Origin of the sequence: Palleronia pelagia, assembly GCF_900110115.1 — a bacterium.
GTDB classification, from domain to species: Bacteria; Pseudomonadota; Alphaproteobacteria; order Rhodobacterales; family Rhodobacteraceae; genus Palleronia; species Palleronia pelagia.
Window position 1 is genome coordinate 94,774 of record NZ_FOCM01000008.1, and the last position, 23,700, is coordinate 118,473.

General features: G+C 69.1%; 21 protein-coding genes. 15 read left to right on the plus strand and 6 right to left on the minus strand.

The window, feature by feature from the left end:
* From BMX96_RS15830 to BMX96_RS15840, 3 genes are all read left to right on the plus strand, one after another.
* Entirely contained in the window at window positions 1-870 is an 870-nt protein-coding gene (locus BMX96_RS15830; RefSeq protein WP_236737098.1) for a trypsin-like serine peptidase, read from the plus strand.
* 151 nt (window positions 871-1,021) lie between these two features.
* Entirely contained in the window at window positions 1,022-1,486 is a 465-nt protein-coding gene (locus BMX96_RS15835; protein WP_073129178.1) for an Hsp20 family protein, read from the plus strand.
* A gap of 111 nt (window positions 1,487-1,597) precedes the next feature.
* Complete coding sequence (locus BMX96_RS15840; RefSeq protein ID WP_091846371.1) at window positions 1,598-2,401, plus strand: alpha/beta hydrolase; 804 nt, start codon at window positions 1,598-1,600, stop codon at window positions 2,399-2,401.
* A gap of 29 nt (window positions 2,402-2,430) precedes the next feature.
* On the opposite strand, the gene BMX96_RS15845 is transcribed toward BMX96_RS15840, so the two are convergent.
* A complete protein-coding gene (locus BMX96_RS15845; protein ID WP_091846372.1) occupies window positions 2,431-4,239 on the minus strand; it encodes a serine protease in 1,809 nt (602 codons plus the stop codon).
* A gap of 175 nt (window positions 4,240-4,414) precedes the next feature.
* Between BMX96_RS15845 and BMX96_RS15850 the strand changes: the two genes are divergently transcribed.
* The 8 genes from BMX96_RS15850 to glmM all read left to right on the plus strand — a co-directional run bounded on the left by BMX96_RS15850 (window position 4,415) and on the right by glmM (window position 14,905).
* A complete protein-coding gene (locus BMX96_RS15850) occupies window positions 4,415-5,332 on the plus strand; it encodes a glycine--tRNA ligase subunit alpha (RefSeq protein ID WP_073129179.1) in 918 nt (305 codons plus the stop codon).
* Window positions 5,329-5,850, plus strand: a complete 522-nt coding sequence (locus tag BMX96_RS15855; protein ID WP_091846373.1) for a DUF6446 family protein — start codon at window positions 5,329-5,331, stop codon at window positions 5,848-5,850. The genes BMX96_RS15850 and BMX96_RS15855 overlap by 4 nt, the downstream gene beginning before the upstream one ends.
* 139 nt (window positions 5,851-5,989) lie before the next feature.
* A complete protein-coding gene (gene glyS / locus BMX96_RS15860) occupies window positions 5,990-8,041 on the plus strand; it encodes a glycine--tRNA ligase subunit beta (RefSeq protein ID WP_091846374.1) in 2,052 nt (683 codons plus the stop codon).
* Window positions 8,042-8,155: 114 nt separating this feature from the next.
* Entirely contained in the window at window positions 8,156-10,714 is a 2,559-nt protein-coding gene (locus tag BMX96_RS15865; protein ID WP_091846375.1) for a putative PEP-binding protein, read from the plus strand.
* A gap of 180 nt (window positions 10,715-10,894) precedes the next feature.
* Window positions 10,895-11,563: a cell wall hydrolase gene (locus BMX96_RS15870; protein ID WP_091846376.1), complete on the plus strand. Its 669-nt coding sequence runs from the start codon at window positions 10,895-10,897 to the stop codon at window positions 11,561-11,563.
* 98 nt (window positions 11,564-11,661) lie between these two features.
* Window positions 11,662-12,561 (plus strand): dihydroneopterin aldolase, encoded by a 900-nt coding sequence (locus tag BMX96_RS15875; RefSeq protein ID WP_091846377.1) that lies wholly within the window; start codon window positions 11,662-11,664, stop codon window positions 12,559-12,561.
* Window positions 12,558-13,565, plus strand: coding sequence for a dihydropteroate synthase (gene folP / locus BMX96_RS15880; RefSeq protein WP_091846378.1), 1,008 nt, complete (start codon window positions 12,558-12,560; stop codon window positions 13,563-13,565). The genes BMX96_RS15875 and folP overlap by 4 nt, the downstream gene beginning before the upstream one ends.
* Window positions 13,562-14,905, plus strand: coding sequence for a phosphoglucosamine mutase (gene glmM / locus BMX96_RS15885; protein WP_091846379.1), 1,344 nt, complete (start codon window positions 13,562-13,564; stop codon window positions 14,903-14,905). Before folP ends, glmM begins: the two co-directional genes overlap by 4 nt.
* 10 nt (window positions 14,906-14,915) lie before the next feature.
* Here glmM and BMX96_RS15890 read toward each other — a convergent pair whose 3' ends face one another.
* Together BMX96_RS15890 and ilvC are read right to left on the minus strand one after the other, a co-directional pair.
* Window positions 14,916-15,815 (minus strand): DMT family transporter, encoded by a 900-nt coding sequence (locus BMX96_RS15890; RefSeq protein WP_091846380.1) that lies wholly within the window; start codon window positions 15,813-15,815, stop codon window positions 14,916-14,918.
* 72 nt (window positions 15,816-15,887) lie between these two features.
* Window positions 15,888-16,910: a ketol-acid reductoisomerase gene (ilvC, locus tag BMX96_RS15895; protein WP_091846381.1), complete on the minus strand. Its 1,023-nt coding sequence runs from the start codon at window positions 16,908-16,910 to the stop codon at window positions 15,888-15,890.
* 140 nt (window positions 16,911-17,050) lie between these two features.
* Here ilvC and BMX96_RS15900 point away from each other — a divergent pair, with 140 nt between their 5' ends.
* The 3 genes from BMX96_RS15900 to BMX96_RS15910 all read left to right on the plus strand — a co-directional run bounded on the left by BMX96_RS15900 (window position 17,051) and on the right by BMX96_RS15910 (window position 19,169).
* Window positions 17,051-17,506, plus strand: a complete 456-nt coding sequence (locus tag BMX96_RS15900) for an Lrp/AsnC family transcriptional regulator (protein WP_073129188.1) — start codon at window positions 17,051-17,053, stop codon at window positions 17,504-17,506.
* Window positions 17,503-17,958, plus strand: a complete 456-nt coding sequence (locus BMX96_RS15905) for an Lrp/AsnC family transcriptional regulator (protein ID WP_091846382.1) — start codon at window positions 17,503-17,505, stop codon at window positions 17,956-17,958. Before BMX96_RS15900 ends, BMX96_RS15905 begins: the two co-directional genes overlap by 4 nt.
* A gap of 83 nt (window positions 17,959-18,041) precedes the next feature.
* Window positions 18,042-19,169, plus strand: a complete 1,128-nt coding sequence (locus tag BMX96_RS15910; RefSeq protein ID WP_091846383.1) for an aminotransferase class V-fold PLP-dependent enzyme — start codon at window positions 18,042-18,044, stop codon at window positions 19,167-19,169.
* Here BMX96_RS15910 and BMX96_RS15915 read toward each other — a convergent pair.
* Window positions 19,166-20,356 carry an FAD-dependent monooxygenase gene (locus tag BMX96_RS15915; protein ID WP_091846384.1) on the minus strand — a complete coding sequence of 397 codons (1,191 nt, stop codon included), beginning with the start codon at window positions 20,354-20,356 and terminating at the stop codon, window positions 19,166-19,168. The genes BMX96_RS15910 and BMX96_RS15915 overlap by 4 nt on opposite strands.
* 30 nt (window positions 20,357-20,386) lie before the next feature.
* Window positions 20,387-21,028, minus strand: coding sequence for a pyrimidine 5'-nucleotidase (locus BMX96_RS15920; RefSeq protein ID WP_091846385.1), 642 nt, complete (start codon window positions 21,026-21,028; stop codon window positions 20,387-20,389).
* Between the two features lie 89 nt (window positions 21,029-21,117).
* Between BMX96_RS15920 and BMX96_RS15925 the strand changes: the two genes are divergently transcribed.
* Complete coding sequence (locus BMX96_RS15925) at window positions 21,118-21,783, plus strand: GntR family transcriptional regulator (protein ID WP_236737099.1); 666 nt, start codon at window positions 21,118-21,120, stop codon at window positions 21,781-21,783.
* Here the strand turns inward: BMX96_RS15925 and BMX96_RS15930 are convergent.
* Window positions 21,749-23,659 (minus strand): glycosyltransferase family 2 protein, encoded by a 1,911-nt coding sequence (locus tag BMX96_RS15930; RefSeq protein ID WP_091846386.1) that lies wholly within the window; start codon window positions 23,657-23,659, stop codon window positions 21,749-21,751. The genes BMX96_RS15925 and BMX96_RS15930 overlap by 35 nt on opposite strands.
* Window positions 23,660-23,700 lie beyond the last annotated feature (41 nt).

A 23,700-nucleotide genomic window follows, 5' to 3' on the forward strand; every position in this document is an offset into this window, starting at 1 on the left:
ATGACCCCAGCCGGAGCCGCCCCCATGCGCCGCCTTCTGAAATCCGCCCTTGCCGCCGCCGCGATCTGCCTTGCCGGGCAGGGGGCCCTGGCGCTGGACGATGACGCGCTGCGCGAGCTGGCCAGCCGCGACGATGCCGGGGCCTTCGCCGCCATCGGTCGGCTGGAGCTGGGCAACGGCAAGTTCTGCACCGCCACGCTGGTGACGCCGCAGATCGTGCTGACGGCGGGACATTGTCTCTACGACGTCCATACGGGGGCCCGCCACGACATCGCCGATATCGTGTTCCAGGCCGGCCTGCGCGACGGTCGGCCCGAGGCGCATCGCCGGGCCCGCCGGGCGGTTGTGCATCCCAAGTATGCCTACGGTGAAACATCCCTTGTTGACTTGGCCCACGACCTGGCCCTTGTCGAGCTGGATCACGCCGTGGCGCCCGAGGTCGTGGTCCCGCTGCCCCTTGGTCAGGATCCGCGCATGGGCGGACGTATCGGGGTGGTGAGCTACCAGTTCGACCGCTCGGAACGGCCCAGCCTGCAAGAGGTCTGCCACGTGCTGAACCGGCAGGACGGGGCGCTCATCACCAGCTGCAACGTGGATTTCGGCGCCTCCGGCGCGCCGATCCTGACCTTCGACGACCAGGCGCGGCCCGCGCTTGTCTCGGTCGTCAGCGCCAAGGCCGAGCTGGGCGAGCAGAAGGTCTCGATCGGCACCGACCTGGCCCAGCCCTTCCGCGTCATGCAGGCCGAGCTCGAACGCGGCGACGGCGTGTTCCACAAGCCCGCGCCGAAGGTGCTGCGCATGGGCGCGGCCGAGGCGCGGTCGATGGGCTCGGCCAAGTTCCTCAAGCCCGGATCGGGCCTGTCGAACTAGCGCGTCCTTGCGCATCGAGAGGTCTTGAACGGGCCGAATCCGCTTCCCAAATATGCGGTACCGGATGCCGAAAACGGGTCCGGATCTTCCGCCAGTCCCGCCGCAATGGGATGGCATTCAATTGTTATCGCTTGAGAAAAGGATGACCCAGATGCGTAACTTCGACCTTGCCCCGCTGCACCGCGCCACCGTCGGCTTCGACCAGATGGCCGACCTGATGAACCGTGTCATGTCCGACACCAGCGGCCCGCAGACCTATCCCCCCTACAACATCGAGAAGACCGCCGACGACGCCTGGCAGATCCAGATCGCCGTGGCCGGGTTCACCGATGCCGAACTGTCGGTCGAGCAGCGTGAGAACGCCCTGATCGTGTCGGCCAAGAAGGCCCAGGAAGACGCTGGCCGCACCTACCTGCACCGTGGCATCGCCACCCGTGCGTTCGAGCGTCGCTTCGCCCTGGCCGACCACGTCCGCGTCACCGGCGCGACCCACGTGAACGGCATGCTGCATATCGACCTGGTGCGCGAAGTACCCGAGGCGCTGAAGCCCCGCCAGATCGAGATCTCGCGCGGCGACACCGTGAACGGCCGCGCGGTCGAGACTACCGAGGTCTGATCGCGGCAATATCGCCGAGACTGAAGGCCGCCCCACCCGGGCGGCCTTTTCGCATTGGCAAGTGACACATGATGCGCGCAGGGTGGGGCGAACCATCCCAGCGGAGCGCGCATGACCAACGACGATGCCTACGACAACAGCGGACACATCCCGGGCGCCGAGGCCTATCCCCCACGTTGGGCGGCCGAGGCCGAGGCGTTCCGCCTTGCGCTGGGGGCCCGGGCCTTGGTCAATTTCTCGTACGGGGACAACACGCGGCAGGTCTTCGACCTGTTCATGCCCGAGGATCCGCCCAAGGGCTGCATCGTGTTCGTGCACGGGGGCTACTGGCGCCGCTTCGATCCGCGGACCTGGTCTGCCTTCGCCTCGGGCGGGCTGGACGCGGGCTGGGCCGTTGCGATGCCCGGCTACACCCTTGCGCCCGAGGCACGGATTTCGCAGATCACCCGCGAGATCGCCCAGGCGTTGGGCGTGATCGGGGACGCGGTGCCCGGACCCCTGCGGCTGGTGGGCCACTCGGCGGGGGGGCACCTGGTGTCGCGGATGCTGTGCGGCGACGCCATGCTGCCCAGCGCCATCGCCGATCGGATCGAGGGCTGCGTGCCGATCTCGCCCGTGTCGGACCTGCGGCCGCTGATCGACACCACCATGAACGACGATCTCGGCCTGACCGAGCGCGAAGCGCATAGCGAAAGCCCGGCCCTGCTGTCGCGGGGGCTGGACGTGCCGATGACCGTCTGGGTCGGCGGCGACGAACGCCCGGCCTTCCTCGACCAGGCGCGGTGGCTGGCCGCGGCCTGGGGCGTCGGGCTGCATGTCGACGAGGGGCGGCACCATTTCGACGTGATCGACGGGCTGCGCGACGCTGAAAGCCCGCTCATGCGTGCCATTCTGGGCGATCCGTCGGACGAGTGACCGCGGCGGGGATCAGCCCGCCGCGCGCGTCATTTCCAGCAGCCCACCAGCACCGTCATGTCGGTCGCGCGCCGCTCGAGCTGGCCGCGGGGCAGGGTGGCCGTGGACGTGGCGGATGTCGGCGTGACATCCGCGCCCTCGAGGAAGGCCAGGATCGTGTCCACGTCGGCGGCCAGCGCCACGTCGTCGGGCAGCGACCGGTCCTCGGCGCCGGCACTGGCGCGCAGCAGGCCCAGCACCGCGCCGCTTTCGTCCATGACCGGGCCGCCCGCGTCGCCGGGCCGGTTGGGCAGGCGGAATCGCTTCACGTCCTCTTCGCCGTCCAGGCCGCGCATATCGGCCAGCTCGCCATAGCTGATCGAGGGCGCGCCCAGCGCGCCGTCGAAGCTGTAGCCGGCAAGCACGGCGCGCGAGTTTAGCCGCGGGACCGAGGATTGAAGCGCGGCGTGGGCGCGGGGGGCGAGGGGCTGCGACGGCTCCAGCAGCGCCAGGCCCAGTTCCTCGTCCACCGCCACGGGGGTCGCGCCCACGTCGTTGTTCAGCGTGATCTCGCTACAGCCCTGCGCCACGTCTGACGTGGTCAGGACCTCGCCCCGGCGGCTGACGTAGAAGCCCGAGCGCACGATTTCGGGGCGGCGGATTTCCAGGCCGGCCAGCAGGTCGACGCTCTGGTTCTCGCCCGGCTCGCCCACGATGTCGTCCATGACCACGGCGGCGTTGGTCTCGAAGCTGTCGATCATCTCGTCCAGCACGCGGCGGCGGCGTTCCTCGTCGCCGGTGGGCCAGATCAGGGTGAAGCCCTTCACGTTGCCGTTCTCCAGCCGCGCCTCGGTCTGCGAGATGAAATCGTCGCCCTCGCCGGTCAGGCTGAAGCCGCGATCGCGCTTCTCGCGAGGGCCGTCGGTGGGCACGATCTCGAGCGTCTGCATGATGTCGAACAGGCCGTGCAACTCGGCGCGGTCGCCGCGCTGGCTGATCAGCAGGACCTTGTGGGTGCCGTCCGGATCCGTCGGGCCGTAATGGGCGAAGGGCGGTTCGTAGCTGTCGAACTCCACCAGCGCGGTCGGCATCTTCACGGTGATCCCGGCGGTGCCATCGGTCACCGCGCGGAAGTCGAGCCCGTCCAGCACGGCGTTGTATTCGGCGATCAGCGCGGCGCGCTGGCGCGTGGTCAGCACGCCCGTGTCGGGATAGCCGCGCGCCGCCTGCCATTCGGCCATGGCGCTGCGGGTGCCGCGCCCGAAGGCGCCGTCGATGCCCGCATCGTAGAACCCGGCCCATTGCAGGGCGATTTGCAGGTCACGCCGGGCCTGTCCGTCCAGATCACGCTCGGATTGCAGGGCCTCGGCCCGCGTCTCGTCCGGCTCGGGCGGGGCGGTGATCTCGAGGCTCTCGGGCTCGGCCCGGGGGTCCGGGACAGCTTCGGGCGCGGCGGCGAGATCTTCGGTCGTGACGGGCTCGGGGAAGGCGGGCTCGGGCGTGCCGGTCCCGGCCTGGTCCTCGGCCTCGGGCGGCCAGTATTGCGCCCGGAAGGCGGCGCCGTCGGTCACGAAACTGTCGGCGGGGATGGCGCGGGCGGCCCGCAGTTCCCGCCGCAGACTGTCGGCCCGCTGCTCGGAGAAGGGGCCCAGCACGATGGCGTACCAGTTGGTCGCGCCCAGCCGGTATCCCGCGACCTGGTCCAGCTCCTGCGCGTATCCCGCCGCGGCGCGTTCGGCGGCGGTCGGGCCCGACTGCGCCTCGATCTGGATCCAGGCGTCCTGGGCCTGGGCGGCGGTTCCATGGGTCAGGATGATGGACAGGGCGGCGGCCCAGCTGGCACGGGTCAAGAACGTCATCGGTCTTCCAAATTTCTGGTCTGGCCCCGCGGCCGGGGACGGTTGTTGATAGCAATTGCGATTGCGTGCGGAAGGTCAAGAAAACGGAGACGCGTCAAGGGGCGTGATTGACCCTTGTTGCCCATCTGCCTATGCAAGGCGCGCTTTCCGACCCCATCCGCGAAGGACCGCGAAGATGAGCCAGCCGCGCTGCTTTCAGGACATCATCCTGGCCCTGCAATCCTACTGGGCCGAGGCCGGCTGTGCCGTGCTTCAGCCTTACGACATGGAGGTCGGCGCGGGCACCTTCCACCCGGCGACCACCCTGCGCGCGCTGGGGCCGACGCGGTGGTCGGCGGCCTACGTGCAGCCGTCGCGCCGTCCCACCGACGGACGCTATGGCGACAGCCCCAACCGCTGGCAGCACTATTATCAATTCCAGGTGATCATCAAACCGTCGCCCCCCGACCTGCAGGAATTGTACCTCGGTTCGCTGAAGGCCATCGGCATCGACACCGACCTGCACGACATCCGTTTCGTCGAGGATGACTGGGAAAGCCCGACCCTGGGCGCCTGGGGCCTGGGCTGGGAAGTCTGGTGCGATGGCATGGAAGTCAGCCAGTTCACCTACTTCCAGCAGGTGGGCGGCCACGACTGCCACCCCGTCTCTGGCGAGCTGACCTACGGGCTGGAGCGTCTGGCGATGTACGTGCTGGGCTACGATGACGGCAACGCCATGCCGTTCAACCCGCCCGACAGCCCGATCCCGCTGACCTATGGCGACGTCTTCCGCGAGGCCGAGGCGCAATACGCCCGCTGGAACTTCGACGTGGCCGACACCGAGACGCTGTTGCAGCATTTTAAGGATGCCGAGGCCGAGTGCGCCCGCATCCTGGCCGCGCCCGCCGATGACCCCAAGACGGGCCGCCACATCGTCATGGCGCAGCCCGCCTACGACCAGGCGATCAAGGCCAGCCACGTCTTCAACCTGCTGGATGCGCGCGGCGTGATCTCGGTCACCGAGCGGCAGGCCTATATCGGCCGGGTGCGCGCGCTGACCAAGATGTGCGCCGATGCCTTCCTGCAAACGGCGGCGGGTGGTCACGCGGCATGATCGGAAAGATCCTGACCGTGGCCATCGTGCTGACCGGCATCGTGGTGGCCGCGTCGGTCTATTACTTGCAGGTCTATCATTTCTACGACGAGGTCGACCTGCCTGCGTCGCAGATCGCGCTGGTCCCCCGGGGCGGCGACAGCGCCGAGCCGATCCCGGCCGACGGAATCCAGGCCATCGACGCCAATTCCTCGCCCATCCGGTTCCGCGCGTGCTTCGATACCACCCTGTCGGTGGATGAGGCGCGCGCCCGGTTCGAGCGCGTGGATGCCCCGCCGCTGAACGCGCCCGGCTGGTTCGATTGCTTCGACGCCGACGCCATCGGCGCGGCCCTGGCGGACGGGCAGGGCGACACGTTCCTGGCGCAGAAGAACATCGCCTACGGCGCCGACCGGGTCGTGGCGATCCTGCCGGACGGGCGCGGCTTCGTCTGGCACCAGCTGAACAATTGCGGCGAAAAGGCCTATGACGGCACGGTGATCGGCGAGGAATGCCCGCCGCTGGAGCAGTTCCAGTGATGGACGCAGCCGTCCAACCCTCACTTGCGCCGCGTCCGGGCCGCGCCCGACCCGCCCCCCTCGGGGCGGCCGTTTCGCACCTTTCCCGCCGGGCCCGACGCACGCCCCGGCCGATCCAAACTTGCAAGCAAGAGTCCCCATGCCCGACCTTCTGATCGAACTCTTCTCCGAAGAGATCCCCGCCCGGATGCAGGCCCGTGCGGCCCAGGATCTGCGCCAGCGCGTCACCGACGGGCTGGTCGAGGCGGGGCTGACCTATTCCCATGCGGGCGCCTTCGCGACGCCGCGCCGCCTGACCCTGGCCCTGGAAGGCGTGCTGGACCGCTCGCCCGACACCCGCGAAGAGCGGAAGGGCCCCAAGGTGGGCGCGCCCGACAAGGCGATCGAGGGCTTCCTGCGCGGCGCGGGCGTGGCGCGCGAGGATCTGGAAGTGCGCGACGACAAGAAGGGACAGGTCTATTTCGCCGTGATCGACCGGCCGGGCCGCCCGGCGGCCGAGATCGTGGCCGAGGTGCTGGAAGACACGATCCGCAACTTCCCCTGGCCCAAGTCCATGCGCTGGGGCGCGGGGACCCTGCGCTGGGTGCGGCCGCTGCACCGGATCCTGTGCATCCTGCCGCGTGAGGACGGGGCCGAGGTCGTGCCGCTCACCGTCGACGGCATCACCGCCGGCGACGTGACCGAGGGCCACCGCTTCATGGCGCCGGGCGAGATCCGCGTCACCGGGTTCGAGGACTACGCCGCCAAGCTGAAGCGCGCCAAGGTCGTGCTGGACCCGGAAGAGCGCGCGGACGCGATCTGGAACGACGCCACCAACATGGCCTTCGCCGCCGGGCTCGAGGTGGTCGAGGACCGGGGCCTTCTGTCCGAGGTCGCGGGGTTGGTGGAATGGCCCGTCGTGCTCATGGGCAAGATCGACGAGGCCTACCTGGACCTGCCGCCCGAGGTGCTCCAGACCTCGATGCGCGAGCATCAGAAGTTCTTCTCGGTCCGCGATCCGAAGTCCGGGCAGATCACCCGGTTCATCACCGTGGCCAACCGCGAGACCGCCGATGACGGCGCGACGATCCTGTCGGGCAACCGCCGGGTGCTGTCCGCGCGGCTCGCCGACGGGGCGTTCTTCTGGCAGAACGACCTGCGCGTGGCGCGCGATGCGAAGATGCAGCCCTGGATCGACGCGCTGGCCGACGTGACCTTCCACGCGAAGCTGGGGACCGAGGCAGACCGCGTGGCGCGCATCGCCGCGCTGGCGCGCGAACTGGCGCCCAGCGTCGGCGCCGATCCGGACGCGGCCGAGCAGGCGGCGCGCATCGCCAAGGCCGACCTCGTGTCCGAGATGGTCTACGAGTTCCCCGAATTGCAGGGCGTGATGGGCCGCTACTACGCGCTCGAGGCGGGGTTCTCCGCCGCCATCGCCGATGCGGTGGCCGAGCACTATGCCCCCCTGGGCCCGTCCGACACCGTGCCCACGGCGCCCGTGTCGGTCGCCGTGTCGCTGGCCGAGAAGATCGACAAGCTGACGGGGTTCTGGGCCATCGACGAGAAGCCCACCGGGTCGAAGGACCCCTTCGCCCTGCGCCGCGCCGCGCTGGGGGTGATCCGCTTGGTGCTGAGCAATGATCTTCGGTTGCCGCTGTCACGATATTTTGCCGAACCCGCGGAAGCGTCCGACCTCCTCGCCTTCTTCCACGACCGTCTGAAGGTCCACCTGCGCGACGAGGGGATCCGCCACGACGTGATCGACGCCTGCCTCGCCATGCCGGGCAATGACGACCTGACGCTGCTGGTCAAGCGGGCCCGGGCGCTGGCGGACTTCCTGAAGACCGACGACGGCGAGAACCTGTTGCAGGGGTTCAAACGGGCCAACAACATCCTGACCCAGGCCGAGGAGAAGGACGGCGTCGAGTACAGCTTCGGCGCGGACGTGAAATTCGCCGAGACCGACGAGGAGCGCGCCCTGTTCGCCGCGCTGGACGCGGAAGGCCCGCGGATCGAGGCGGCGATGCAGGCCGAGGATTTCGGCGCGGCCATGGGGGCGCTGGCCCAGCTGCGCGCGCCCATCGACGCGTTTTTCGAGGCGGTGCAGGTCAATGCCGACGCGCAGGTGGTCCGGCGCAACCGGCTGAACCTGCTCAGCCGGATCCGGCGCCTCTGCCTCGACGTGGCCGACCTGACCCGGATCGAGGGGTAGGGCGGCACCGTCGCGCCTGGCCGACAGGCACTGTCCAAAAACTGTTACAGTCGTGATCGGCGGCTTGATCGGGTGCGGGCACCGGCCTAGGTTCAGGCTTCAAGGAGTGCCGCAGTGCAGCAAGATCACCGCTTCCCGGGCGTGACCGAGATCACGCCCACCGCGAATATTCGCGTGAATGCCCACGGGGGGCGGGCCAAATGCTTGCAGCGCCTGGTGCGGCTGGGCCTGCCGGTGCCGCGGACCGAGGCCATCGACTTCCGCAGCGTCTCGGCCCTGAAATCCGGTCAAACCCTCGATTTCGATGCGATTTTCGACCGGATGGACCCGGACTTGCCGCTGGTGTCCGTGCGGCCCTCGACGGCGCAGCCCGATTGGGGCGGCCCCAGCACCGTCCTGAACATCGGGATGACCGACCGTGTCCACGCAATGCTGCGCGGCAGCATCGGCGCGGCGGCGGCGGACGCGGTCTACGCCCGGTTCATCCAGTCCTACGCGCTGCACGTCGCCCGGCTCGACCCCGGTATCTTCACCGGGCGGGCCAGCGTCGCGGATCTGCTGCGCGCCTACGAAGACGCCATGGACGAGCCGTTCCCGCAGGATCCGGGCACCCAGCTGCGCGCGGTGCTGGGCGCCATGGCGCTGGCGTGGGACGGGGCGACCGCGCGGCTTCTGCGCGAGGCGCGGGGCGCGCCCGCCGACGCGGGGCTGGGGCTTGTCGTGCAGCAGATGGTGCTGGGCGTGGGCGATTGCGAGCGGGGCGAATCCGGTTCGGGCGTCATCCAGTTCGTCAGCTCGTCCGAAGGGCAGCCGCAAGTCACCGGCCGCTACCTGAACCAGAGCCAGGGGCGCGAGGCGCTGCTGGAAAACGTGCCCGCGCTTTACCTCACCCGCGATCCGCGCGGCCCGTCGCTGGAAGATCGCGCACCGGAAATCTTCGCCGCCCTGCAGGACCACGGGGCGCTCTGCCGGGCCCGCCTGCGCGAGGAGATGCAGATCGAGTTCACGGTGTCGCACGGACGTCTGAACATCCTCGATGCGGTGCGTGTGAAACGCAGCGCCCGGGCCGCCGTGCGCATTGCCGTGGCGCTGGCCACCGACGGCATCATCCCCGAACCCGAGGCCGTGCTGCGCGTCACGCCGCGCAGCCTGCTGGACGTGCTGCACCGGCAGATCGATCCCGAGGCACGGGTCACGCCCGTGACGACCGCGATCCCCGCGTCCCCCGGCGCGGCCACCGGGCGGCTGGTCTTCACCGCGGCCGCCGCGCAAGCCGCCGCCGCGCGGGACGAGCCTTGCATCCTCGTGCGGCGCGAGACGACGCCGGGCGATGTGCTTGGCATGCATGCCTCGGTCGGCATCCTGACCAAGCGGGGCGGGGTCACCAGCCACGCCGCCGTCATCGCGCGCGGCTTGGGGCTGCCCTGCGTCGTCGGGGCCAGCGACCTCGTGATGGACCGCAAGGCCGGCACCCTGACCGCGCCGACCGGCGTGGTCCTGCGCGAGGGCGAGGAGGTGACGCTCGACGGCTCGACCGGGCAGCTGATCGCGGGCGCAGTGCCGCTGTTGCAGCCATCGCTGGATCCGGCGCTGGGCACGCTGCTGGCCTGGGCGGACGAGCGGCGGGATATCGGCATCCGCGCGAATTGCGACACGCCCGCCGAGGCGCGACTGGCCGACCGGTTCGAAGCCGAGGGCATCGGGCTCTGCCGGACCGAGCACATGTTCTTCGAGGACGACCGCCTGACCCTCATGCGCGAGATGATCTTCGCCGAGCGCGAGCAGGACAGGCGGGCGGCGCTGGACCGGTTGCTGCCGGTGCAGCGGGGCGATTTCCGCGAGATCTTCCAGATCATGGCGGGCCGCCCGGTCTGCATCCGCCTGCTGGACCCGCCGCTGCACGAATTCCTGCCGACCGACAGGGCGGGCATGGCACAGCTGGCCACCGCGCTGGACCTGCCGCTGAGCGACGTTCAGGACCGCATCCAGTCGCTGAGCGAGGTGAACCCCATGCTGGGCATGCGTGGCGTGCGGCTGGGGCTGTCGGTGCCCGAAATCTACGAGATGCAGGCCCGCGCCATTTTCGAGGCCGCGCTGGCGACCGAACCGCGCGTGACGCCCGAGATCATGATTCCGCTGGTCTCGGCCCGGCGCGAAGTCGAATTGGTCCGCGCCCGAATCGCCGCCGTCGCCGACGCGGTCCAGGCTGAAACGGGCGAGACGCTGGAATACCGGTTGGGCGTCATGGTCGAGACCCCGCGCGCCGCCCTGCGCGCGCACGAGATCGGGGAGCATGCGAGCTTTCTCAGCTTCGGGACGAACGACCTGACGCAGATGACCTACGGGCTCAGCCGCGACGACGCGGGACGGTTCATGTCGACCTACGTGTCGCAAGGCGTGTTCGAGGAGGACCCGTTCCTGCAACTCGACACCACGGGGGTCGGCGAACTTCTTGAAATCGGGGCAGAACGCGGGCGCACGGCCTCACCCGACATGGTGCTGTCGCTGTGTGGCGAGCATGGCGGCGACCCCGAATCGATCGCCTTCTGCCGCAAGCTGGGCTTCAGCTACGTCTCGTGCTCGCCCTTCCGCGTGCCCGTGGCGCGCATGGCCGCGGCGCATCTGGCGATCCGAGAAAGCAGCGATCTGGGGGCGTCGCCGCTGCTGCGATAGCGGACGCGTGCGCCGGTCGGCATTAATCATGAATTAACATAATCGGCAGGTTTCCGCTGCGACAGGATGACGGGTGTTGCCGCGTCGCGGCATTTTGTTAGGAACCGCGCGAACCAAGGGTAAGCACCGCGGGCCGAGTGGGGACTCGGAAGGCACGCGGTCGCAACAAGGGGTTACGACATGACTATCAAAACCTTCGGGGCGCTGGCCATCGCGGCCGCCGCCACCATCTTTTCCGCGCCGAACGCCGACGCCGAGATCACGCTGTCGTCCAAAAGCGAAGTCCCGGCCGATTTGGGCCAGAACCTCAGCACCTTGCTGGGCACCGATGCGCCGCAGGTTACCACCGCGCGTGCGTCGGCACTGGATGGTCTGTTCAGCAAACGCAAACCCGCGGCGGCGGTTCCGAGCATTGAATATTCCGATGCCTTCCTGGCGCAGCTTCCGGCGGTCAAGGGTGACGAGCAGTGGCAATGCCTGACCGAGGCGCTGTATTTCGAAGCGCGGGGCGAATCGGTGCGCGGTCTTTTCGCGGTGGCCGAAGTGATCCTGAACCGCGTCGACAGCTCGGCCTTTCCGGGCACGGTCTGCGGTGTTGTGAATCAGGGCACGGGCCGCAAGTACCAGTGCCAGTTCACCTACACCTGCGACGGGCTGAGCGAGGTCGTTCACGAGCCGCGGGCCTACGAGCGCGTGGGCAAGGTCGCCCGGCTGATGCTGGACGGGGCCGAGCGGACGCTGACCGACGGGGCCGAGTTCTATCACACCAAGGCCGTCAGCCCCCGCTGGTCGCGGATCTTCGACCGCACCACGACCATCGGCGCGCACCACTTCTACGCCCAGGGCTGAGCCGGGCCGCCGGTCGCGGGCGGGGGTTTCCCCCGCATCGCGAAACCGCTATCGCGAAATCGAAACAGCCCCGGCGGGGCGCAGCGGTGTTGCGGACCATGACCAGCGACCTGAGACTGGCTTTCGAGCATCCCGAGGCCCGCGCGGCGGCCACCGGACCGGACCGGCCCCACGATCGCATCTCGCTGCGCGACCACGTGGTCGAGGTCGAGATCGGTGCCTTCCAGCCCGAGCGCGGCACCACCCAGCGGCTGTGTTTCAACGTGGTGGTCGAGGTGCGGCCCCACGCGGCCGACCTGGGCGATGACGTGGACCGGATCCTGTCCTACGACCGCATCACCGAGGCGATCGCGTCCGAGCTGGATGCCGAACGCCTGAACCTCCTGGAAACCCTGGCCGAGCGGGTGGCCGAGCGTATCCTGACCGAGCCGCTGGCGCTGCGCTGCTTCGTGCGGATCGAGAAGCTCGATCGCGGGCCGGGCGCGCTGGGTGTCGAGATCGTCCGCTCTTCCGAGGGCGTGCCGCGCCTGGCCGAGGAGTCGTCGGCCCCGCGCCCGCTGGTCGTGCACCTGTCCAATACGGCGCTCGGGGCGCCGGAACTCACCGCCTGGATCGACCATATCGCCGCCCGGGGGCCTGCGGTCCTGACCGTGGGGCTGCCGGATGAGCGGCCGATCCAGGCGGCGAACCCCGCCGTGCAGCGCCGCATCGACCTTCTGTCCATCGAGCAGAACGCCTGGGCGCTGGCCGGGCGCGATCCGCGCTGCGTGGTGGTCGACACGCGGACCGAGCTGGACTGGGCCATGCGGCACGACCAGCTTACGGTCTGGGCGCCCTCCAAGCTGGTGCTCGACGCCACCCACCCGCCCACGGCGCCGCTGACGGACGGCCCGGCGCTCAGCCGCTGGTTCGCCGAGCTCATGCGCGCGCGCCAGGTGCTGGAGCTTGGAACCGAACGGCCCAGCGCGGTGGGGCTGGACGCGGACGACCTGCCATGAGCTACCTGCGGCCACTGGCGCAGACAGGGCCGATGCGCCCGGCCGAGGCGTTGCCACTGGCTGGCGGGTGGTCTTGGTTTACCCATGTGGAACGCCTGTCACGCGACTCCGCGCCCGAGATCGTGCCAGTTGCCGAATTGTCCGACGACGAACGGGCACCCCTGACCGCACCGCGTGCGGCCGTCGCGGGCCTGTCGATGGACACGCCCCGCATCATGGCGATCCTGAACGTGACGCCCGACAGCTTTTCGGACGGTGGTCTCCACGCCACCGGGGCGGCCGCTCGGGAGGGCGCTACTCGTCTGATCGCAGCGGGCGCCGACGTCCTGGACGTGGGCGGCGAAAGCACCCGGCCCGGTGCGGCCGAGGTGCCGATCGATGACGAGATCGCCCGCGTGGCCCCCGCCATCCGCGCGGCGCGGGCGGAGTGGGGCGGCGCGATTTCCATCGACACCCGCAAGGCGCCCGTGGCGCGCGCGGCTGTCGAGGCGGGCGCGACCCTGCTGAACGATGTCTCGGCCCTGGATTTCGACCCGGCCATGGCACCGCTGGCCGCCGAGACCGGCCTGCCTATCTGCCTGATGCACGCGCAAGGCGGGCCAGAGACCATGCAGGCCGACCCGCGTTACGACGACGTGCTGCTGGATGTCTACGACACCCTCGCGGCCAGGCGCGACGCGGCCATTGCCGCCGGCATCGCGGCGGATCGCATCGTGCTGGATCCCGGAATCGGCTTCGGCAAGACGCTGGAGCACAACCTTGCGCTGCTGAACGGGCTGTCGCTGTTCCACGGTCTGGGCTGCCCGATCCTGCTTGGCGCATCGCGCAAGCGTTTCATCGGTACCCTCTCGGGCGTGGATGACGCCGCGGCGCGGATGCCGGGGTCGCTGGCCGTGGCCCTTGCAGCCGTGGCGCAGGGCGTGCAGATCTTGCGGGTGCATGACATGGCCGAGACGCGGCAGGCGCTGACCGTCTGGCGCGCCGTCGAGAAAGGACACAGATGACCCGATCCCTGTTTGGCACCGACGGCGTGCGCGGCACCGCCAACACGCCCCCGATGACGGCCGAGATGGCCATGCGGCTGGGCGCGGCGGCGGGCCGGTACTTCCGGCGCGAGGGGCGTGGCGTGCAACGCGTGGTGATCGGCAAGGACACGCGGCTGTCGGGCTACATGTTCGAGACCGCGATGACCGCGGGCTTCACCAGCGTCGGCATGAACGTGCTGCTGCTGGGCCCGGTGCCGACACCTGCCGTGGGGATGCTGACCCCGTCCATGCGCGCCGATGCGGGCGTGATGATCTCGGCCAGCCACAACGCCCACCAGGACAACGGCATCAAGTTTTTCGGACCCGACGGCTTCAAGCTGAGCGATACGGCCGAGGCCGAGATCGAGGCCCTGGTCGAGAGCGGTGTCGAGCTGGCGCGGCCGGCCAATATCGGGCGGGCCAAGCGGATCGACGACGGTCGGTTTCGCTATGCCGAGCGCGTGAAGGCCAGCCTTCCCGCGGGCACCACGCTGGACGGGCTGAAGGTCGTGATCGACTGCGCAAATGGCGCCGCGCACCGGGTCGCGCCCGAGGTGCTTTGGGAACTGGGGGCCGAGGTCGTGGCGATGGGCAACCAGCCCGACGGTCGCAACATCAACGATGGTTGCGGTTCAACCAAGCCCCGCGCCGCCGCCGCCCGCGTGATCGAGGAAGGCGCGGATCTGGGCATTTGCCTCGACGGAGACGCCGACCGCGTGGTCATCATCGACGAGAACGGCCAGATCGCGGACGGCGACCAGCTGATGGCGCTTTTCGCCACGCGCTGGGCGGCGGAGGATCGGTTGATCGGGGGCACGCTGGTCGCCACGGTCATGAGTAACCTGGGGCTGGAGCGCTACCTTGCCGTCGGGGGCCTCAAGCTGCACAGAACCTCGGTCGGCGACCGCTACGTGGTCGAGGCCATGCGCAAGGGCGGCTTCAACCTGGGTGGCGAACAGTCCGGCCATATCGTCATGTCCGACCACGCGACGACCGGCGACGGCCTGCTGGCAGGCCTGCAGTTCCTGTCGGCCATGGCCGCCACGGGCAAGCGCGCTTCGCAGCTGACCCGGCAGTTCGAGCCGGTGCCGCAGAAGCTGGAGAACGTGCGCTACACCAACGGCTCGGACCCGTTGGGGCAGGAGGCGGTCAAGTCCGAGATCGCGGCGGCCGAGAAGCGCATGGGCGACAGCGGGCGCGTGCTGATCCGCAAATCGGGGACCGAGCCGCTGATCCGCGTCATGGCCGAATGCGAGGACGAGGGCCTGCTGGACGAGGTCGTGGACAGCATCGCCGCGCGCATCCGCGCCGAGGCCTGACGCCCGAAGCTCAGGCCCGGAGCAACGCGCCCACCTGCCGGACCTGGCTTATCGCCAGCCCCAGCAGGATCAGCGCCAGCGCCGCGAAGAACCGCAGCGGAAGCTCCTCGCCCAGCAGGGCGGCGCCGAAGACCATGGACCAGACCGGTACCTGGTAATTCACCAGCGTCATGAAGACCGATCCGGCCGTCTGCACCACGCGCACGCGGATCAGCGCGGCCAGCGCCGTGGGGATCAGGCCCAGGAAGATGATCGACAGGTCCGGCAGCCCGCCCACCGGGCGGGGAAGGCCCTCGAAGATCAGCATCAGCGGCACCAGGATCACGGCCCCGACGCCCAGGGTGATGGTGGCCAGCGTGATGGCATCCACCGGCGGGCAGCGGCGGGTCAGGATCGACCCCGTGGCGTAGGAGAACGCGGCCAGCACGCAGGCGATCTGTCCCAGCGCCTCGAACCGGTCCTCGGCGATCTGGAGCACGCCCGGCCCGATGAGCACCAGCGCGCCAATGAAACCCAGCGTGACACCCAGCGCCTTGCGCGCCGACAGCGGCTCGTCCGAGAAAAGGTGCGCCAGCGGCAGCACGAAAAGCGGCAGTGCGGCCATCGAGATGCCGGCGAAGGCCGATGGCACGTATTGCTGGCCCCAGCTCAGCAGGAAGAAGGGCAGGGCGGACGTGGTGATCCCCGTCAGCACGCCATAGACCCACACCATCCGGTCGCGCGGCCAGCGGCGGCGCAGCAGCAGCATCAGCGACAGCATGGCGAGCGCGCCCAGCCCGGTCCGCGCGGCGGCCACCGTGACGGGCCCGTATCCCCGCAGCGCGACGCTTACGACCATGAAGGTGCCGCCCCAGATGAACCCCAGCGCGAGGATCGACATCCAGTTCTCAAGCGTGGGCCGGGCGGTCATGACGGTCCTTCATGTCTGACGGAAAAAGGCCCCGGCGGTCACCGGGGCCTTCGTTGCAAGCACGTATATGGCTCAGTTCTTGTCCTTGTCGACCATGCGGCCGTCCGAGATCCACGGCATCATGCCGCGCAGCTTCTCGCCCACCTGCTCGATCTGGTGCTCGTCGTTCAGGCGGCGGGTGGCCTTGAACATGGGCTGGCCCACGGCGTTTTCCTGCATGAAGTCACGCACGAACTTGCCGGTCTGGATGTCGGTCAGCACGTCCTTCATGCGCTTCTTGGTCTCCTCGTAGGGCAGGATGCGCGGGCCCGAGACGTACTCGCCATACTCGGCGGTGTTCGAGATCGAGTAGTTCATGTTGGCGATGCCGCCTTCGTAGATCAGGTCCACGATCAGCTTCACCTCGTGCAGGCACTCGAAATAGGCCATCTCGGGCTCGTAGCCGGCCTCGACCAGCGTCTCGAAGCCCATGCGGATCAGCTCGACCAGGCCGCCGCACAGGACCGCCTGCTCGCCGAACAGGTCGGTTTCGCATTCCTGGCGGAAGTTGGTCTCGATGATGCCCGAGCGGCCGCCGCCGATGGCCGAGCAATAAGACAGGCCGATTTCCATCGCCTTGCCCGACGCGTCGTTGTGGACCGCGACCAGGCAGGGCACGCCGCCGCCCTTGGTGAATTCGCCGCGCACGGTGTGGCCGGGACCTTTCGGGGCCATCATCAGCACGTCGATGCCGGGCTTGGGCTCGATCAGGCCGAAATGCACGTTCAGGCCGTGGGCGAAGGCAATGGCGCTGCCTTCCTTCAGGTGGTCGTGGACGTATTTCTTGTAGGTCTCGGCCTGCAGCTCGTCGGGCATGGTGAACATGATCAGGTCACACCAGGCCGCGGCCTCGGAGATGCCCATGACCTCGAGCCCCTCGGCCTCGGCCTTGCGGCGCGAGGGCGACCCGTCGCGAAGCGCGACGACAAGGTTCTTTGCGCCCGAGTCGCGCAGGTTCAGCGCGTGGGCGTGACCCTGCGAGCCGTAGCCCAGGATGGCCACCTTCTTGTCCTTGATCAGATTGATGTCGCAATCGCGGTCGTAATAAACGCGCATGGTCTCGTCCCCTGGTTGGTGGTGCGTTCGATGGCGGCACCATAGGGGCGGACCTCGGGGCTCGAAACCCGTGGCGTTGGTCGGAAATCGCGGATAGATGATGGTTTCAATTCGTCTAAAATCCGGATTTGGGGATTTTCATGCTAGACGATACCGACCGTCGGCTGCTGCGGCAGTTGCAGAACGACCCCACGGCGTCGACCGCCGCGCTGGCGGCGCGGTCGGGGGTCAGCGCGCAACTGGCCACGCGGCGGCTGGACCGGCTGCGCCGCGACGGCGTGCTGCGCGGCCAGCGCGCGCGGATCGACTGGCGTGCGCTGGGCTACAGCGTCGAGGTCAGCCTGCGGTTCACCCTGGACAAGGCCGCCCCCCGCGCCTTCGACGAGTTCATCGCCGCCGCGCGCGAGGTGCCCGAGGTGATCGAGATCCAGACCTTCCTGGGCCGCGTGGACGTGCGCCTGTCCGTCATCGCGCGGGATCTCGAGCATTATCATCGCCTGTACCGGCAGCGGATCGTGACGCTGCCGCATATCTCGGATGTCGAGGCGCTGATGCAGATCGCCACGCTGAAGACCGACGAACGGCTGCCACTTTGACCGAGATCGACGACACCGACCGCGCGCTGCTGCGCGCGATGCAGGAGGATGCCACCCGAAGTTCGGCCGCGCTGGCCGCGCTGGTGGGGCTGAGCCAGCCGGTGGCGTGGCGCCGCATCCGGCGGCTGGAAGACGCCGGCATCATCGCCGGGCGGCGGCTGGACCTGGACCTCGACGCGTTGGGCTTCGGCGTCACGGTGTTCCTGGGCGTGAAGCTGGCCACCAAGGGCCGGGTGGCGCTGCCCGATTTCGAACGCGCGCTGGGCGCAATCCCCGAGATCCAGACGGTCGAGCATGTCCTGGGCCTGTACGACTATCGCCTGCGCGTGGTCGCCCGCGACCTGGCCGATTTCGAGCGCCTGCTGCGCCGCCGGATCATGACCCTGCCCGGCGTGGGCGAGGTCGAGGCCAACGTCCTGCTGAGCGAGGAACGTCGGCCCGGCCCGCTGTGACACCGTGGCCCCGGCGCCGGTCCAGATAGGCTTTGCGTGGCCTGCGCGCGGCGCTTACCAAGAACAAAACGAAAGGACATCCCATGCCCGCGCTGCTGCCCGATATCGATCCCGATGGCCTGATGGAGTACTCGGTGGTCTTCACCGACCGGTCCCTGAACTCCATGTCCGGCGCGTTCCAGCAGGTGATGCGCGACCTCTCGGAGATGCTGAAGGGCGTCTACAATGCCGATGCGGTGGCGCTGGTCCCCGGCGGCGGCACCTTCGGGATGGAGGCGGTGGCCCGCCAGCTGGCCAAGGACGAGACCGTGATGGTCATCCGCAACGGCTGGTTCTCGTATCGCTGGACGCAGATCTTCGAGATGGGCCGCCTCCCGTCGGACGAGATCGTGATGACCGCGCGCCGGCAGGGCAACAGTCCGCAATCGCCCTTCGCGCCGCCGCCCATCGACGAGGTCGAAGCACGGATCGCCGAGGCGCGGCCGTCGGTCGTGTTCGCACCCCACGTGGAGACCAGCGCGGGCATGATCCTGCCCGACGACTATATCGCCCGCCTGGCCAAGGCCGTTCATGACGTGGGCGGGCTGATGGTGCTGGACTGCATCGCCTCGGGCTGCGTCTGGGTCGACATGAAGGCCACCGGCGTCGACGTGCTGATCTCGGCGCCGCAAAAGGGGTGGTCGGCCTCGCCCGCCGCGGGCTGCGTGATGATGTCGGACCGCGCGGTGCAGGTCGTGAAGGCGCGCCAGTCCGACAGTTTCGCCGTGGACCTGGGCAAGTGGTTGCAGATCATGGAGGCCTACGAGGGCGGCGGCCACGCCTACCACGCCACCATGCCCACCGACGCGCTGAAGCGGTTCCGTGACACCATGCGCGAAACCGAAAGCCTTGGCTTCGAGCAGGTGAAGGCGGCGCAGTGGGACCTGGGCCGGAAGGTGCGCCGCACCTTGTCTGATCGCGGCATCCCGTCCGTCGCCGCGGCCGAGTTCGGCGCGCCGGGCGTGGTGGTCAGCTATACCGACCGCGACGACGTGAAGTCCGGCAAGGCCTTCGCCGAGCAGGGGATGCAGATCGCCGCCGGCGTGCCGCTGATGGTGGGCGAAGGCGACGACTACAAGGCGTTCCGCATCGGGCTTTTCGGTCTCGACAAGCTGGCAGACCCGGACGCGGCTGTGGCGCGGCTGGACCAGGTGCTCGACCGCGTCTTCTAGGCCGCGCCGCCCATGCCTGCCATCATGATGCGCTGGCGCAGCGGGGCTATGTCGTGCACCGCCGCCAGACCCGCGCGGCGGGTGGCCTGCACGGCCGGGTTGCCCGACTGGCAGACCCGGTTGAAAAGGTCGATCGCCCCCGCGCGCAGCCTCATGTCCCGCAGCCGGCCCCGCGCGTAGCGGTCGAGCGTCGCCGCGTCGCCGGGATCGTCGCCCAGCACCTCGCTCAGCGCGGCGATATCGGCGATCGAGGTGTTCAGCCCCTGCGCGCCGATGGGCGGCAGCACGTGGGCGGCCTCGGCCAGGATCACCGTGCGCCTGGCTGTCACGCGGTGGGCGGTCTGGGTGATGATCGGCCAGCTGCGGATGGGCGAGACCGGGGTCATCCGCCCGAGGATGCCCAGCGACCGGTCGTTCAGGACCTGCGCGAAGTCCTCGGCCGGTGCGGCCGCCAGCGCGCGCGACCGCTCGGCCGCGTTCATCCATACGATGGCCGAGGCCGGCTGTCCCTCGTGATCCACCAGCGGCACGGTCGTGAAGGCGCCGCCGGAATTGTAGATCTCGGTCGAGACGTCGTCATGCGGCAGATCGTGCGTCACGGCGAAGGCGAAGGCCTTCTGGCCATAGCGTCGCGTGGTCACGTCGATTTCCGCCGCCGCGCGGACGGGTGAATTGCGGCCGTCGGCCCCGATGACCAGCCGGGCCCGCAGCCGGGTGCCGTCGGTCAGGGTCACGAAGGCCGCGTCGTCGCGCGTCACCAGGTCCGAAAATCCCACGCCCAGCCGCAGGTCCACGTTTTCGCGGGCCTTCAGCACGTCCATCAGCGACAGGTGCGCGCGCCAGTTGGGAATGTTGCGCCCGAAGGTGTCGAGCCCCAGGTCACCGGGCTGGAACGTCCGCCGCGCGCGCTCGGTGGGGGGCCAGCCGTCGCTGTCGATGACCTGCAACGCGGCGAGGGGGGTTGCATGGGGCGCCAACGCGTCCCAGACGCCCGCCTGTTCCAGCACGCGGCAGGACGGCTCGAGATAGGCGGTCGAGCGCAGGTCGGAGCCTTCGACCGTCGCGCCCTCGGGCGGGGTCGACGGGTCGCAGACGATCACGCGGAACCCCCGGGCCGACAGCCGCGCGGCCAGCATCATGCCGGCCAGCCCGGCGCCCGAGATGAAGATGTCGGTGTCGAAGGTCATGGATGTGGATCTAGGCGCACGGGGGCGAAATCACACCAGCCGCGACAGAAAAGCCGCAAGGTCGTCGGTGTGGTGGTGGATATGCGGCGCGGGCTCGGGCGCGGGCGCCACGTGCACCGTGCGCATGCCCATGGCGTGGGGCGCTTCGAGATTGCGGGCCATGTCCTCGAACATCGCGGCGGTGGTCGCCTCGCTGCCGTCTCGGGCCAGCACCGCGGTGAAGGCGGCGGGTTCGGGCTTGGGCCGGAAATCCGCATGTTCGACCCCGTAAACCGCATCGAACAGCCCATCGCTCAGGCCGCGCGCGGCAAGGACACGTTCGGCATAGGGCCCGGATCCGTTGGTGAAGACGATCTTGCGGCCCGGCAGCGCCATGATGGCGGCGGCCAAGGGCGCATCGCGCACAAGATGGTCGAGCGAGATGTCGTGCACCTCGTGCAGGTAGGGGCCGGGATCGACCCCGTGCTCGTCCATGAGCCCCGCCAGCGTGGTGCCATGGCTTTGCCAGTACTGGTGACGCAGCGCGTCGGCCCGCGCGCGGTCCAGCTTCAGCGCGGTCATCACCCAATCGGTCATCCGCGTCTCGATCTGCGCGAACAGGTCGGCCTCGGGCGGGTAGAGGGTGTTGTCGAGATCGAAGATCCAGGTACGGACGTGGCTGAAATCCTGCATGAGCCTGCGCTACCCCGACGCAGACCCGTCCGCAATCGTTTACACGGCCCGGCACGCGTGCGCAGAATGAAACGGGGCGGGAGGACACGATGAAGGACATGAAGCTCAAGGACATGAAACTGAGCCAGAGGGACGCCTACGGCATGATCCTCGAGGCGATCGACACCGGCCAGTACAAGCCCGGCGACCGGCTTGTGGAGAACGAGTTGGCCGAGCGCTTCGGCGTGTCGCGCACGCCCATCCGCGAGGCGTTGCAGCGGTTGGAGACCCAGTCGCTCCTGACCCGCGACGGGCGCAGCCTGATCGTGGCGTCGCTGGATCACAACCAGCTGGCCGAGCTTTATATCGTGCGCGCCGAGCTCGAGGGGCTGGCCGCGCGGCTCGCGGCCAAGCACGCCACCGACGAAGAGGTGCGCGTGCTGCGCCAGATGGTCGAGGAAGACCGCGCGCTGATCGGGGACCCCGACGCGCTTGCGCGGGCGAACCGGCGGTTTCACAAGCAGATCCACCTGGCGTCGCATAACCGCTACCTCGTGCAGCAGCTGGACCTTGTGCACCGGTCCATGGCGTTGCTGGCGACCACGTCGCTGGCCGTGGACGGGCGCGGCCAGGATGCGCTGGCCGAGCATGCGCGCATCGTCGAAGCCATCGCGGCGGGCGACGGGGGTGCAGCCTACGAAGCGCTGCGGGCCCATATCTCCAAGGCGTTCGAGACGCGGCTCAAGCACGACTCGGGTCGTGAGGCGCGTCAATAGTGGGTGTCGTCGGCGGACTGATCCCGTGCTCGGTCTTGTCCCAGAAGAAGGGGCGCGCGGCGACCTCGTAAAGTGCCTTGGTGATCGAGACGGTCGATAGCGCGGCGTAGACCGGCATCAGGCCGATGGACGCCCACAACCCGCGACGCCCGGTGATCGACAGGCCGACCCAGTGGCCGAGCGCCTGGATCACAGCGCCAAGGAACAGCAGGACCATCAGGGCAAGGCCCTGGCCACTTGTCAAGTGACCCGAAAGCGGGTGCGGTAACCCGAGCCAGAGCAGCCCGAATGACCACAGCACGGGCGCAGTCAGTGCGCCGCCAAGTGATCCGAGCAGCAGGGTCTGCACGCCCATGAACCGCCACGGGCCAAGGTCCTGCCAAAGCCTGCGGGGCGCGCGCATGTGCACGGCCCAGGTCATCGCGTAGCCCTTCTGCCAGCGTGACCTCTGCCGGATCCACGCGTGCGTGCGAAATGGCGCCTCTTCCATGGTCGTCGACGTCAGAAGCCCGACCCGATATCCATAGCGGGCCAGGCGCAGGCCCAGGTCGGCATCCTCCGTCACGTTATGGGCATCCCACGCGCCGACCCGCTCAAGCACGTCACGGCGAAAAAACACCGATGTCCCGCCCAGGGGGATCGGCCAGCCCAGCCGCCGCAGGCCGGGGAGGACCAGCGCGAACCAGGTCGCGTAGTCCACGCAAAAGCAACGCGAAAGCCACGAGGCCTGCGGGTTGTAGAAGTTCAACCGGGCCTGGAGACAGCCCACGTCGGGCGGGGAGGCTGCGAAGCCCCGCACCACGCGGTGAAGCTGATCAGCCGGGGGCGCGTCTTCGGCATCGTAGATACCGATGATGTCCCCGCTGCAGAACGGAAGCGCGAAGTTCATCGCACGCGGCTTGGTCTTCACCGTGCCGTCCGGCACCACGAAAACACGCATTTGGTCTGGCAGGGTCGTTTGGGCAATGGCGTCTGCCGTGACCGAATCGCTGGCCTCGGTCACGAGGCAGATCTCGGTCAGCTCGCGCGGGTAGTCGAGCTGTGACAGCCGCCGGACCAGCATTTCGGCGATCCGGCATTCGTGGAACAACGGGACGAGCACGGATATGCGTGGAAGGCGGGCGATCGCTGGTGCGGTGGGCGACGTCCCTGCGGGCTTTGCAGCACCGATCAATCCGACGCCCAGCAGACCGATATTAACCAAAAGCAGCAGGATGGCGACCGATGCAATCGCGACGAAGAACGTGACCGGCGCCACGACGGCGAGGAGTGCGAGCAGCATGAGCAGCCCAGCCAGTCCGGCCAGAACAGCCTGACGGCGAACGGGCGCTGTTCCGAAACTGCGGCAGGACATGTGCGGCGGTGGGACGGCCTCGGCAGCGCGCACGAGGGCCTGGCGCCGTGTGCCCAGCAGGCCCGCGTCGATCTCGCCGCGGCTCGCCATCACCATGGCCACCGGGCCGAGCGTCTTTTCGATCCTTGCGCGCCAAGCGTCGAACGTCTGCGGATTGCAGGTGGCGACGGGCGTAATGGCCCCCGCGGTTGCCAAGGGCAGGCAGCCGTCGCGCGCGCACGCGGCGGCGCCAAGCCGGTCAATCAGGTCGGGCGCGGCGGGTGCCGTCGCCGGGTCCCATCGCGGCACGCCGGCCTGCCGGGCCAGTGCGTCATAGACGTCATCCTCGGTGGCGAGTCCGCGGCGGATCAGCAACTCGCCCAACCGGCACAAGCTGCGCCGTTGTTGGACCAGCGCCGTTTCGAGTGCCTCGGCCGAAAGGACACCGGCTTCTACCAGGATCGTCCCCAGCCGCGTCTCATCACGGGGCGCGGCCCAGACCGGGCGGACCCCGCTGGGCAGTGGTATCGAGAGGTAGTTCAACGGCGACCGACCCTCTGCATCGAGGGGGTCAGGCTAAGCCC